General features: G+C 68.9%; 14 protein-coding genes. 6 read left to right on the top strand and 8 right to left on the bottom strand.

Annotated features, from left to right (window positions below; all coding sequences use genetic code 11):
• Positions 1 to 97: 97 nt before the first annotated feature.
• Entirely contained in the window at positions 98 to 847 is a 750-nt protein-coding gene (locus AC5Y4H_RS20250) for a transglycosylase (protein ID WP_499984448.1), read from the bottom strand.
• A gap of 370 nt (positions 848 to 1,217) precedes the next feature.
• Between AC5Y4H_RS20250 and rpmB the strand changes: the two genes are divergently transcribed.
• On the top strand, positions 1,218 to 1,412 hold the full coding sequence (rpmB, locus tag AC5Y4H_RS20255) for a 50S ribosomal protein L28 (protein WP_007171345.1): 195 nt from the start codon (positions 1,218 to 1,220) through the stop codon (positions 1,410 to 1,412).
• A gap of 13 nt (positions 1,413 to 1,425) precedes the next feature.
• On the opposite strand, the gene AC5Y4H_RS20260 is transcribed toward rpmB, so the two are convergent.
• Together AC5Y4H_RS20260 and AC5Y4H_RS20265 are read right to left on the bottom strand one after the other, a co-directional pair.
• Positions 1,426 to 2,247: a mycofactocin-coupled SDR family oxidoreductase gene (locus AC5Y4H_RS20260; RefSeq protein WP_499984359.1), complete on the bottom strand. Its 822-nt coding sequence runs from the start codon at positions 2,245 to 2,247 to the stop codon at positions 1,426 to 1,428.
• On the bottom strand, positions 2,240 to 3,139 hold the full coding sequence (locus AC5Y4H_RS20265; protein WP_499984361.1) for an SDR family NAD(P)-dependent oxidoreductase: 900 nt from the start codon (positions 3,137 to 3,139) through the stop codon (positions 2,240 to 2,242). The genes AC5Y4H_RS20260 and AC5Y4H_RS20265 overlap by 8 nt, the downstream gene beginning before the upstream one ends.
• 84 nt (positions 3,140 to 3,223) lie before the next feature.
• On the opposite strand from AC5Y4H_RS20265, the gene AC5Y4H_RS20270 reads away from it, so the two are divergent.
• Genes AC5Y4H_RS20270 through AC5Y4H_RS20285 form a run of 4 tightly spaced genes read left to right on the top strand, consistent with a single transcriptional unit; the run spans position 3,224 to position 6,946 of the window.
• Positions 3,224 to 3,667, top strand: a complete 444-nt coding sequence (locus AC5Y4H_RS20270; RefSeq protein WP_499984362.1) for a nuclear transport factor 2 family protein — start codon at positions 3,224 to 3,226, stop codon at positions 3,665 to 3,667.
• Between the two features lie 3 nt (positions 3,668 to 3,670).
• On the top strand, positions 3,671 to 4,876 hold the full coding sequence (locus AC5Y4H_RS20275; protein ID WP_499984363.1) for a sulfotransferase family protein: 1,206 nt from the start codon (positions 3,671 to 3,673) through the stop codon (positions 4,874 to 4,876).
• On the top strand, positions 4,869 to 6,113 hold the full coding sequence (locus tag AC5Y4H_RS20280; protein ID WP_499984364.1) for a hypothetical protein: 1,245 nt from the start codon (positions 4,869 to 4,871) through the stop codon (positions 6,111 to 6,113). The genes AC5Y4H_RS20275 and AC5Y4H_RS20280 overlap by 8 nt, the downstream gene beginning before the upstream one ends.
• A gap of 2 nt (positions 6,114 to 6,115) precedes the next feature.
• The gene (locus tag AC5Y4H_RS20285) at positions 6,116 to 6,946 is read left to right on the top strand and encodes an oxidoreductase (protein ID WP_499984366.1); all 831 of its coding nucleotides are present in this window, start codon (positions 6,116 to 6,118) and stop codon (positions 6,944 to 6,946) included.
• Between the two features lie 18 nt (positions 6,947 to 6,964).
• Here the strand turns inward: AC5Y4H_RS20285 and AC5Y4H_RS20290 are convergent, their stop codons facing one another.
• The 3 genes from AC5Y4H_RS20290 to AC5Y4H_RS20300 are packed head-to-tail and all read right to left on the bottom strand — an operon-like array spanning position 6,965 to position 9,584.
• Positions 6,965 to 7,894: an NADP-dependent oxidoreductase gene (locus AC5Y4H_RS20290; RefSeq protein WP_499984368.1), complete on the bottom strand. Its 930-nt coding sequence runs from the start codon at positions 7,892 to 7,894 to the stop codon at positions 6,965 to 6,967.
• A 5-nt stretch (positions 7,895 to 7,899) separates the two neighbouring features.
• A complete protein-coding gene (locus tag AC5Y4H_RS20295) occupies positions 7,900 to 8,583 on the bottom strand; it encodes a uracil-DNA glycosylase (RefSeq protein WP_499984369.1) in 684 nt (227 codons plus the stop codon).
• A 41-nt stretch (positions 8,584 to 8,624) separates the two neighbouring features.
• Complete coding sequence (locus AC5Y4H_RS20300) at positions 8,625 to 9,584, bottom strand: thiamine-phosphate kinase (protein ID WP_499984371.1); 960 nt, start codon at positions 9,582 to 9,584, stop codon at positions 8,625 to 8,627.
• Positions 9,585 to 9,764: 180 nt separating this feature from the next.
• Here AC5Y4H_RS20300 and AC5Y4H_RS20305 point away from each other — a divergent pair, with 180 nt between their 5' ends.
• A complete protein-coding gene (locus tag AC5Y4H_RS20305; RefSeq protein ID WP_499984373.1) occupies positions 9,765 to 10,325 on the top strand; it encodes a DUF3515 domain-containing protein in 561 nt (186 codons plus the stop codon).
• Positions 10,326 to 10,354: 29 nt separating this feature from the next.
• Here AC5Y4H_RS20305 and AC5Y4H_RS20310 read toward each other — a convergent pair whose 3' ends face one another.
• Both AC5Y4H_RS20310 and AC5Y4H_RS20315 read right to left on the bottom strand, forming a co-directional pair.
• Positions 10,355 to 11,491: a D-alanine--D-alanine ligase family protein gene (locus AC5Y4H_RS20310; protein ID WP_499984375.1), complete on the bottom strand. Its 1,137-nt coding sequence runs from the start codon at positions 11,489 to 11,491 to the stop codon at positions 10,355 to 10,357.
• Positions 11,492 to 11,572: 81 nt separating this feature from the next.
• On the bottom strand, positions 11,573 to 12,607 hold the full coding sequence (locus AC5Y4H_RS20315) for an NAD(P)H-dependent glycerol-3-phosphate dehydrogenase (RefSeq protein WP_499984376.1): 1,035 nt from the start codon (positions 12,605 to 12,607) through the stop codon (positions 11,573 to 11,575).
• Positions 12,608 to 12,694 lie beyond the last annotated feature (87 nt).

The raw sequence follows: 12,694 nt of genomic DNA on the forward strand, positions 1-12,694 counted from the left end.
GCGCCGTTGAGAATGATCGAGCAGCGAGCACCGGATCCATCCGGTCGAGGTAGTCCTCGACGCCATTCACCCTGGCAAGAATAAACCGCAGGCGCGCTTAATAGCCCTGCCGGATACCGGGATTGGCCTGTCCTACGAGCATGCGCTGGTTACTGCCGTCGCGGCTCACCCCGTAGCGGCTCATCTGGTAGTTGATCGACGCGCAGGCCGCCGCGACCGGATCCCATGCCGAGTTCGACGTCCCCGCCTGGTGAAACGCCGCAAACGTGTCCGGCATCATCTGCCACGGTCCCCGCGTCGCGTGCAGCGGGCCGCCGTCGAGCTGGGATGGTCCGTAGGCGTTGCTGTCTGAGAGGTTGATCGCGTCCGAGTGGAACTGGGTCTCGTGGTCGGCGATGGTCATCATCCCCTCGATCCAACGGCCACGGGCCGGCGCATCGGTGATCCCTACTCGCGTCAGCGCATCCTCGAGGTAGCCGCGGGTGGCGTCCGGTCCGTCCGGCCACGTTCCCCGACCATCGAAGGCGACCTGAAGCAGCTGGATCCCGGGCCGCACGGCGGCGGCCTCGGGCACCGCGGCAGGAGGACCGCCGGCCTGCCACCAGGAGGCCGCCGCGCCGGCTTGGCCGGCCCACGACGCTTTCGGGCCCAGCCCGCCCTGCCCCGTCGGGCTGTTGCCCGAGGTGCTGCCGATGGCGACGCTGCCCAGCGCCGTCACCACCACATAGGCGACCGCGACCCGGCGCAGCCGCGAGACCGACCGTCGTATCCCCGCCGGAGCGCCGCGCCGACCTTTGGCGCGAGCGCGACCGGCGACTTTTTTTGCGCGCGCATCCACCCCGCGCACTCCCATCCTGCCGATGTTTACTCCCCGGCCATATCCGCAACTCCGCGCAGGCCGGCGCCGCCAGAAAGGGCCTCAGCCACGCTCGGCGCGCCGTCCGCATGCCGATACAGGCAGCGACCGCGCCGATCATCGGCGGCGCCGCCATCCTAACTGCGCCGGGTCCGAGCAGCCCGGATTCGCGCCGGTAGTGTGATCGACTCGATGTTTGCGGCGCAGGGGGTCGCGGCGCACACCTGACCCCGCGGGACCCTGGGGTCGGCAGTGGACGTTTTGGCGGTTACCACGACAATCGGTATTCTAGTTGGGCCTGGGTGAACCTGGGCTGTCCCGGCCAGATTGCCGGACCCCCGAGATTTGAGGAGCTTGAACAATGGCCGCTGTGTGCGACATCTGCGGGAAGGGCCCCGGCTTCGGTAAGTCGGTGTCGCACTCCCACCGCCGCACCAGCCGCCGGTGGGATCCCAACGTTCAGACCGTGCACGTCGTCACCCGGCCGGGCGGCAACAGGCAGCGCCTGAACGTCTGCACGTCCTGCATCAAGGCCGGCAAGGTCGTCCGGGGCTGACAGACGGCCGTCGTCACATGACGGCGTGGCCGGCGTCGACGGGCACCGACACGCCCGTCACGTAGCGGGCTTTCCGGCCGGCCAGCCACAGCACCGCCTCCGTCACGTCCTGCGCTTCGACCAGCGGCACGTCCGGCAGCAGCATCTGGGATACCGCGGGGTTCGGGTTCTCCAGCATCCGGTTGACGACGAAGTCGTTGAGGATCATCGGCGTCATGACGCCCGCCGGGTGGATGGAGTTGACCCGAATCTTGTGCGGCGCATAGGCGTTCGCGGCCGAACGCATCAACCCCACCACGCCGTGCTTGGATGCGGCGTAGGCGAACATCGCGGAACTGCCGTCGCCGCCCCGGCCGGTCAGGCCCTGCGACGAGCTGATCATCACGATCGAGCCGCCCCGTCCCTTGCGGATGATCGACGGCACCGTCGCGAGCAGCGTGTGCCAGACCCCCTTCAGGTTGGTGTCCACGATCGAGTTGAACACCGGCTCAGAGTGGGCGTCGGTGTCACCGATCGCCACCACTCCCGCGTTCGCGATGACGATGTCCACCTCTCCGACGGCATCGATCGCGCCCTGCACTCCGGCTTCCAGCTGCGCGAGGTCGCGCACGTCGGCGACCACGGGCACCGCCTTGCGGCCCGCGCCTTCGACCAGCCGTACCGTCGCCTCGAGATCGTCCTTGGTCCCCAATGCGTAGGGGATCGCATCGAGATCGGCGCAGATGTCGACGGCGATGATGTCGGCGCCCCGCTCGGCCAGCGCGACGGCGTGGCTGCGGCCCTGCCCGCGCGCGGCGCCGGTGATGACGGCGACCGTGTTGTCGAACTCACCCATGACTAACCTCCAGGGTCGTGTTGGTCTCGCGTTCGGTGAAGGTCACCAGCCGCGCGGCGGTATCGTAATCGCACGCCAGCGGCGTGCGGCCGATCAGTACCGGGCCGCCGCGCAACCCGAACCTGCCGGTGACCCCTACGTAGCTGCCCGGCGGAATCGGCTCGCTGATGCAGTACAGCGTGGGCGCGGCGCCCTCGTCGATGTCGTTGGCCAACCGGTCGGCCACCATTTTGACTCCCTTGTGCGCCAGCGACATCAGCGGCGAGTCGCCCAGGTTCGACAGGTTCGAGGCCACCCAGCCGGGATGGGTCAGCTGCGTGACAATCGGCGATCCGGCCTGGCGCAGCCTGCGGTCCAACTCCAGGCCCCACAGCATGACCGCGAGCTTCGACTGCGCGTACGCGCCCAACCTCGTCCACTTGTGTCGGCGAAAGTGCAGGTCGTCGAGCCGCAGCGTGGCCGACCGGTGCGCATCGGACCCTACGTTGATGATCTGCGAACGCACCTTTCCCAGCAGCAGATTGGTCAGCGCGAACGGCCCGAGCAGGTTGGTGCCCAGTGTCATCTCGAAGCCGTCGACGGTCTCGGTGCGCCGGTCGGTCAGGGCGCCGGCGTTGTTGATCAGGATGTCCACCGGCTCGTCGATCAGGCCCGCAAAGGCCCGCACCGACGACAGATCGGCGAGGTCGAGTCTGTACACCGCGGTCGAGCCCCCGATCTCCGCCGCGCGTTGCTCGCCGAGTTCGGTGTTGCGTACCGCCAGGATCACGTGCGCGCCGGCTTTGGCGAGCGCACGTGAGGTGCCGAGCCCGACGCCGTTGGTCGCTCCGGTCACGATCACGCGTTTGCCGGTGAGGTTGCCGAGCCTGCTCGGCGTCCACGGTAAGGTCACGGCGATCCAGAGTAATGGTCGGTTCTATGTAAGTTGGACCGGTTCTGCCAACATTAGAGCGCAAGACTCCCGAGGCGGTTCGACATGAGTGACAGCGCCACCGAGATCACCAACCTCATCTACACCTACGCGCAGCTTCTCGACGGCGGTGACCTGGACGGTGTTGCCCGGCTCTTCGAGCACGGCCGCATCTGCGGGATGGAGGACGGCCCGCCGGAGACGGTGTTCGCCGGCTCCGCCCGGGTGCGGGAGATGTATGACATGGCCACGCGGATCTATGACGACGGCACTCCGAAAACCAAGCACCACACGACCAACGTGCAGCTCTACATCGACGAGTCGGCCGGAACCGCGCGGAGCACGTCCTACTACTGCGTCACGCAAGCCACCGCCGACCTGCCGCTGCAGGTGATCGTGACGGGGCACTACAAGGACACCTTCCACCGGGTGGACGGGGCCTGGCGCTTCGACAGCCGCACCATGTTCGTCGACCAGGTCGGCGACGTCAGCCAGCATCTGAAGTTCTGACCTGTGGCACCCGCGAGCGCGTCCGACGGCCCGTTCGACCCGGCCGCCGTGCTGGCGGACGCGCAACGCAAGGAAGAGCTGACCGACTGGGGTCCGGGCGAATTCGAGGGCCCGCTGCGGGTGTTGCTGGACGATTATGCGCGCGCCGACCTGAACGCCATCGGCGTGCACGTCTTGCGTTCGGGCATCGTGCACAGCCTGCGGATGCGGCTGCGCACGCAGGAGTGGACCCGCCGCCACCCGGAGATCCTCGACGAGCCGGTCGCCGCCCCCATCGTCGTCGTCGGAATGATGCGCAGCGGCACCACCCTGCTGCAGCGGCTGCTGGCCGCCGACCCGCGCTTCGTCTGCGCGCACGGCTGGGAGGTGGTCGAGGTCGCGCCGCGGCTGAACTATGAGTTCACCGACACCCCCGATCCCCGCATCGCGATCAGCGAAGCGCGAGAAGCGAAGTCCCGCGAACTGGCGCCCGAATTGTTCTCGATCCACCCGATGTACGCCAGGGAGGCCGAGGAGGAGATCGTCTTCCTTGCCGACGCGTTCCTGTCGCACGTGCCCGAGTCGGGCGCGCACCTGCCGAGGTACCGAACCTGGCTGGACGCCCAGGACTTCTCCCCCGCCTACCGCCATCTGTACCGCATGCTGCAATTCCTGCAGTGGCAGAAGTGGCAGCGCGGCGTGCGGGCCCGGCGCTGGGTGCTCAAATCGCCCGCGCACCTTGGTTATTTGAATCTTTTGCGGGCGCAATTTCCCGTACTGCACATCGTGCACATGCATCGCGACCCGCGCACCACGATCGCGTCGGGGGCCGGCCTGAATGCGACCCTGCATGCGATGCACGCCGATGCCGTCGACCCGAACCGGGTTGGTACGCAGTGGCTGGAGCGAATGGGGTGGACGAACGATCGGGCCATGGCGGTCCGCGACGGATGGGCCGATGAGGGCGAGGTGGTCACCGACATCGGTTTCGACGACGCGGTGGCCGATCCGATCGGGCAGGTGGCCCGCGTCTACGACGCCGTCGGCCTGTCGCTCACCGCCGCCGCCGAGGAGGCGATGCGGCGCTGGCTTGCGTGCCGTCCCCGGGAGGCGCCCCGCCCGCCCTACGGACTTAAGAACTACGGCCTGCGACCCGAGCAGGTTGATGAACGATTCGCGTTGTACAACAAGCGTTTTGGACAGCACATCGGAGGAACAGCCCATGCCTGATCACCCGGTCGCGACGGCATCGCAGCACGAACAGGAGCTGGCGGCGCTCGACCTGATCGAGCACCCTACCGTCAAGGCCGCCTACCGCACGGTCGCCGAGACGTGGCTCGGTCGCGCCAAGGCATCGGACGCGATGCGCGAACGGTTCGACGACGCGTTCGCCGAGGTGATGTTCTCGGCGGCGGTCTGGTCGTCGAATCAGGACAAGCTGCGGCCCAAGGTCAGCTGCATCACCCGGCTCGCACACCCGGTTGACGGCCGCAGTGTTCCCGGATCGCGTTGGGGCATTGATAATCCCGACAGTGTGTACCGGGTGATCCCGATCTCCGGGGACGAACGTTACGAGATCCACGGCCGGGTCGGCGCGCACCGCATGACCGAAAACTACTTCACGCTGTGGGACGCGCGCATGGGCACCGTCGCCGTGCTCAACGGCCGCACCATGCAGGTCGAATCCGACGGCAGCTACACCATCACCGTCGACGCCGAACCCGCCACCGGGCGGCCCAACCACGTGCAGACCTCGCCCGAAGCCCACGAGTTCTACATCCGCGACGTGCTGCTGGATTGGGGTCGCGACGACCCCAATCACATTGAGGTGCAACGACTCGGCGGCCCTCCGACCATCCCGACGCGCACGCTCGACGAGCAGGCGGAGGCCACCGCGGCGATGATGGATTATTTCGCCAACTTCACCGGCAAGCTCAGCCACGGCGTCTACAAGATGCCGGCCAACCATTTCAACCTGGCCTGGTCGGCCGACACGGTCGGCGCGATGCGCAACCAGGTCTACGTCATGGGCCGATTCGACCTCGCCGCGGACGAGGCGTTCGTCGTCGAGGTGAATGACGGTGGCGCCCAATATTTCACGGTGCCGCTGAGCAACATCTGGGGCACCACTTTGGATCTCGTCGACCGCACCGGCAGCCTGAATAAGGCGCAGTCGGTCGCAAACGAGGACGGCTCATATACCTACGTGATCTCCCCCGTCGATCCCGGAGTGGCGAACTGGATCGACTCCGACGGCTTGCGGGAGGCCATTTTGACCCTGCGCATGGCGGAGTTCGGCGAGGGCGGTCCGCGCGAAGACCTCGGCGCGCGCGGGCGGGTGGTCAAGCTCGACCGGCTCGACGCGGAGGTGCCGCACCTGCCGCGAGTGAGCGAGGAGCAGCGGGTGACGGAGCTGGCGCGGCGACGCAAGGCCTACCTGCGCCGCCTGCCGGAAGGGACGATCTGACGATGTCGCGCTGGCTGATCACGGGGTGCTCCACCGGCTTCGGTCGCGAAATCGCGCGAGCGGCACTGCAAGCGGGCCACAGCGTGGTGGTGACCGCGCGGCGGGCCGAGGCGGTGGGCGATATCGCCGACGAATTCGGCGACCGGGCCCTGCCGCTCGCCCTCGACGTGACCGATACCGCCCAGATCGCGGCGGCGGTGTCGGCGGCCGACACGGCGTTCGGTGGGATCGACGTCCTCGTCAACAACGCCGGTCACGGTTACCTGTCCTCGGTGGAAGAGGGTGAGGACGCCGAGGTGCGAAAGCTGTTCGACGTGAACTTCTTCGGTGCCGTCGACATGATCAAGGCGGTGTTACCGGCCATGCGCGCCCGCGGATCGGGGCACATCGTCAACATTTCCTCGATGACAGGTCTGGTGGCCAACCCGCCCAACGCCTACTACTCGTCGACCAAGTTCGCGCTGGAGGCGGTCACCGAGGCGCTTGCCGCCGAGGTGCGCCCGCTGGGCATCAAGGTGACCGCCATCGAGCCGGGCGCATTCCGCACCGACTGGGCGACGCGGTCGATGAAGGAATCGGGCACGCCGATCTCCGACTATGCCGACGTGGCCGCGCGCAAGGATCTGATCAAGCAGTTCGCCGACCACCTACCCGGTGATCCGAAAAAGGTCGCCGCCGCGGTGCTGATGGTGACCACCCTCGACGAGCCGCCGCTGCGCCTGCTGCTGGGCCGTGACGTGCTGAAGGCCACGCGGGACAAGATCGCTGCGATGTCAGCGTCGATCGAGGAGTGGAAGGCCGTCACGAAGGACGTCAATTTCGCGGACTCATGACGCCCGTGGCGGAACCCGTCAGTCCCGCACGATGAGGACCGTCTTGCCGGCGCGCCTGCCGGTGTCGCGGCTTTCATACGCCTCCCGGCCCTCGTCGAGGCCGAACGTCTGGGCGATCGCGACGTGCAACCGGTCGCCGTCCACCAGCGCCGCGAGTTCGTCAAGCTGATCCCGATTCGCCGTGACGATGAAGAAGGTTGCGGTGACCCCGAACTCGTCCGCCTTGCCGTCCGGAGGAGGTGCCGACAAGGTGACCAGGCGTCCCCCTCGGCGCAGGACTGGGAACGACCGCTCCAGCGTCTCGCCGCCGACCGTGTCGACGACGACGTCGTAGCAGGCGCCGGTTCCGTCGAAGGCCTCGGTGCGCACGTCGATCACCCGATGCGCGCCGCAAGCGCGCACGAGATTGGCGGTGCCGCTGCGCACGGTCGCGGTCACGTGCGCACCACGCAGCGCGGCCAGCTGAACCGTCAGCAGGCCCACTCCCCCGGCACCCCCGTGCACCAGCACGGTCTCGCCCGGTTGCACGGCCGCGTGATCGACCAAGGCCTGCAGGGCGGTCAGGCCGGCCAGCGGCAGCGCCGCGGCGACGACGTGCGACACGGTCGACGGCTTGGTGGCCAGGTCAGCGGCGGGTACGGCGACGTATTCGGCCGCAGCACCGTCGCGGTCGAACCCGATCAACCCGTACACCTCGTCGCCGGGCGCGAAATCCGTTACGTCGGCGGCGACCGCCTTGACGACGCCCGACACTTCGTGCGACGGGATCACCGGGAGGCGGCTGGCCCCGTCGCGAGTCCAGGTCTCCTCCCACGTCAGCTCGTCGAAGGTGATCCCTGCCGCGTGCACGGCCACCAAGACTTCGCCCGCGCCGGGCACCGGTAGCGGGGCACGCTCGAGCACCAGCTCCTCCGGGCCGCCCCGCCGGTGCGCCCGTAGCGCGCTCATGTCGGTCATGGCAGGCGCCAATCGATCGCGTCGGCACCCATCTCGGCCAGCAGTTCGTTGGCGCGGCTGAACGGGCGCGAACCGAAGAATCCGCGCGAGGCCGACAGCGGCGACGGATGCGGCGACTCGATGGCGACGCAATTACCCTGGGAGAGAATAGGTTTGAGAGTCGATGCGTCACGACCCCACAGGATGGCAACGAGGGGGCGCGACCGCTCCGTCAGCGCCCGGATGGCGCACTCGGTCACCGCCTCCCAGCCCTTGCCGCGATGCGAGGCCGGATTGCTGGGACGCACCGTGAGCACCCTGTTCAGCAGCAGTACGCCGCGCTGCGCCCACGGTGTCAGATCACCGCACGAGGGTTGCGGATGGCCAAGGTCCGCGGCGTACTCCTGAAAGATGTTGGCCAGGCTGCGCGGCAACGGCCGCACCTCGGGCGCCACCGAAAAGCTCAGGCCCACAGCGTGTCCGGGCGTCGGGTAGGGGTCTTGCCCGACGATCAGCACACGGACGTCATCGAAAGGATAGGTGAAGGCGCGCAACACATTCGGCCCAGCGGGCAGATACCGGCGCCCGGCCGCGATCTCGGCCCGCAGGAATTGGCCCATCTCGGCCACCTGACCGGTCACCGGCTGTAGCGCACTCGCCCAGCCCGACTCCACCAGTTCACTCAGCGGACGCGCGGTCATCATCGGCTCTTCGCGATCGCGTAAACGGTCACCGCGTCACCTTAATACGACTGCCAGCCGGCGTAGCCGGTCCACTCCTGATCGTCGACCAGCACCCGGGCCGGCCCGTCGAGAACCCGCCCGATGATGCGCCATCCGGCGGGCGCGGGGCCCGCGAAACACGCCGCCAGGGCGTGGTCCTCGCCACCGCCCAGCACCCAGCGCCAGGGATCGGCGCCCACCGCGGCCGCGGCGGCGCCAAGCGCATCGCGGTCCGCGGCCAGCGCCGCGGTGGACAGATCCACGCCTACCCCGGACGCCTCGGCGACGTGAAGCAGATCGGCGACCAGGCCGTCGGAGATGTCGATCATCGCCTGCGCACCCCCGGCCGCGGCCACCGCTCCCTGACCATAGGGCGGCTGCGGCACCACATGGCGGCGCCGCAGCTCGCCGAATCCCTCAATATCGTTGCGCCACAGGTCAAATCCTGCCGCCGAGCGCCCCAGGTCACCGACGACGGCGATCAGCGCGCCGGGCTTCGCGCCCGACCGGAGCACCGGCGCGCGCCCGTCGGTGTCGCCCAGCACAGTCACCGAGATGACCCACTGCGGGCAGTGCACCAGGTCACCGCCGGCGATGCCGGCACCGATGCGCTCCGCCTCGTCCCACATTCCGTCGACCAGCGCGTCCACTCTCGCCGCCGGCGTATCACCGGGTGCGCCGAAAGCGACCACGAAGGCCGTCGGCCGCCCGCCCATCGCCTCGATATCCGCGGCGTTCTGGGCAATCGCCTTGCGGCCGATGTCGTGCGGCGTCGACCAGTCCAGCCGGAAATGCCGATCCTGGACGAGCATGTCGGTCGACACCAGGGCGCGGCCATCACCCGCTGACAACAGCGCCGCGTCGTCACCCGGCCCGAGCACGACCGCGGCGGGCTGCTCGCGCCCCCGCACCAGGCGATCGATCACGGCGAACTCACCGAGTTGCCGCAGCGACGGTGACTCGCCCGATTCGTCTTGCACGCCACCTCCTTCGGCGCGTCACGGTCCGGTGCGACCGGGCCCTCCGTGGGTCCTCGCCCATGGAACGGACCGCGCCAGTGTAGAACTTCGCACCCGTACGGGCCCTTTTCGGCCCGAGATTAAATTGGCACGTAAGTAAATGCGGGCGATAGTGGTTAGCAGAAAAGGAGGTGCGCGGCGGTGCCAACCGAATCGGACGCCGATGCCGGGCCGCCGCGCGCGCTGATCATCGCCGCGATCGCGCTGGCCGTCACGACGATCGGCGTGATCCTGGCCATCGCGGCGACCCGCGAGGCTCCCCCGCGTTCGGTTGCCGTTCCCGCGGTCCCGGCGCCGCAGGCCGACGGGGCCGCATGCCGGGCGCTGATGGGCGCGCTGCCGCAGCGGCTCGGGGATTTTCAGCACGCGCCCCTCGAGGAGCCGGCCCCGCGCGGCGTCGCCGCCTGGCGGAGCGGACCCGACGGAGACCCGGTGGTGCTGCGTTGCGGGCTGGATCGCCCGGCCGAGTTCGTCCTGGGATCCCCGATCCAGGTCGTCGATCGGGTGCAGTGGTTCCAGGTGCGTTCCGAGCAGCAATCCGCCGGGGACGCGGGCCGATCCACCTGGTATGCGGTGGATCGCGGCGTCTATGTGGCGCTCACGCTGCCGACCGGATCGGGACCGACGCCGATTCAGCGGCTCTCCGAGGTGATCGACCGCAGCATCCCGGCCGCGCCCATCGACCCCGGTCAGCCCCGTTAGGTCACGCTAGTGGCGACCCGCCGCGCCCATTAACGCAGGCCCACTCCGCGGGCCAGCGCGGTCTGCACCATTGTCGCCAGCAAGGTCGCATAATCCACGCCGCTGGCCGCCCACATCCTGGGGTACATCGAGATCGTGGTGAATCCCGGCATCGTGTTGATCTCGTTGAGCACCGGCCCGTCTTCGGTGAGGAAGAAGTCCACCCGGGCCAGGCCCTGGCAATCGATGGCCTTGAACGCCCGGACCGCCAATTGGCGCACCGTGTCGGCGATTTCGTCGTCCACCTTGGCGGGCACGTCCAATTCGGCGGCGTCGTCCAGGTATTTGGTCGAGAAGTCGTAAAAGGAATCCTCGCGCCCGCGCACCCCGGCCACCCGGATCTCGCCCAGCGTGCTGGCTTCCACTGTGCCATCGGGCATTTCGAGCACACCGCATTCCAGCTCGCGACCGACGACCGCGGCCTCGACGATGACCTTGGGGTCATGCCGGCGCGCCGTCGCGATGGCGCCGTCCAACTGATCCCAGCTCGATACCCGGCTCACACCGATCGAGGAGCCGCCCCGGGCGGGTTTGACGAACACCGGCAGGCCCAGCCGCTCGAACTCGTCGGGGTGCGGCCTCGCGTGCGACGGGCGCAGCACCGCGTAGTCACCGATCGGCAATCCTTCGGCGGCGAACAGCTTTTTGGTGAACTCCTTATCCATGCCGGCCGCGCTGGCGAGCACGCCGGCCCCCACGTAGGGCACACCGGCGAGCTCCAGCAGACCCTGAATGGTGCCGTCCTCGCCGTAAGGGCCGTGCAGCACCGGGAACACGACATCGACCGACGCCAACACCTCAGTGGCGCCGGGCGCGAGGGACACCAGCTGGCCGCTGCGCCGAGGGTCGGCGGGCAGCGCCAGTTCGGTTCCCGACGCGGCGGTGACCTCGGGCAGTTGCCGGTCGGTGATCGCCAGCGTTGCGGGGTCGCCGTCGGTGAGCACCCACGAACCTTCCGGAGTGATGCCGATCGCGAGCACGTCGAACCGCTCCGGGTCCAGATTGCGCAGAATGCTGCCCGCTGAGACGCACGAGATGGCGTGCTCGTTGCTGCGCCCGCCGAAGACGACGGCGACGCGTACCCGCTCGCCTGAACTGGCGTGCGGCGGCCGCTGGCTGGCATTCACAATCTCAAGAGGCTACCGGGTGGCACCCGGCCCGGTCGGGTGGCGGGCCTTTGCGGCGGCCTTTTCACATGTCCGGCGTCTTTATTCGGGCTTGGTCCTGCGGCCCAGGAGCAGGGCCATCGCCTCGTCCACAGACAACCCTTTGTGGCACACGCGGTGCACGGCGTCGGTGAGGGGCATTTCGACGTCGTAACTGGCTGCCAGCGCCAACACCGACTCGCAGGACGTCACGCCCTCGACGACGTGCCCGTCGCCGCCGTCGGGCGTGCCGGCCAGCAGCGACTGGATGGTCGCGCCCTGGCCGAGCCGTTCGCCCAGCGACCGGTTGCGCGAACGCGGTGAGCTGCACGTCGCCACCAGGTCGCCCACTCCGGCCAGCCCGGCCAGCGTCGCGCCCTTGGCGCCGAGGGCAATCCCCAGCCGCATGATCTCGGCCAGGCCGCGGGTGATGATTGCCGCCGAGGTGTTCTCGCCGAGCCCGACCCCGACGGCCATCCCGCACGCCAGGGCAATGACGTTCTTGCAGGCCCCGCCGATCTCGGTGCCGACCACGTCGCTGTTGGTGTACGGGCGGAAGTAGCCGCTGTTCAGCATGCGCTGCAGGGCGACGGCCCGGCCCGAGTCGCTGCACGCGATGACGGTGGCGGCGGGCTGGGAAGCGGCGATTTCGCTGGCCAGGTTGGGCCCGGAGATCACCGCGACCTGAGACGGATCGACGCCGGTGACCGAGACGATGACCTGGCTCATCCGCATCAACGTGCCCAGTTCGATGCCCTTGGCGAGGCTGACCAGCGTGGCGCCCCCACGAATCAGCGGCGCCCAGCGCTCGAGGTTGCCGCGCATCGTCTGCGCGGGCACGCCCAGCAGTACCGTCGACGCGTCGCGCAGGGCTTCGGCGGCGTCGGCGGTGGCCCGGATGCCCGGCGGCAGCAACGTGCCGGGCAGGTAGTCGGGGTTGTATCGGGTGGAATTGATCTGCTCGGCGAGCTCGGGCCTGCGGGCCCACAGGGTGACCTCCGTTCCCGGCCCTCCAGCGTCGAGCAGCACTTTGGCCAGCGCCGTGCCCCACGCCCCGGCACCCATCACCGCGACGGCGCCCGATGATGCGCTGGTCATGTAGGACCCCCTGTCCATGGTCGGTGTTGCTCGCGCGGCACTCGCAGCCGCTACACCCTAGATCAGCGACGAACCGGCCGTCACGCG

It is taken from the genome of Mycobacterium sp. NGS58 (genome assembly GCF_059812385.1).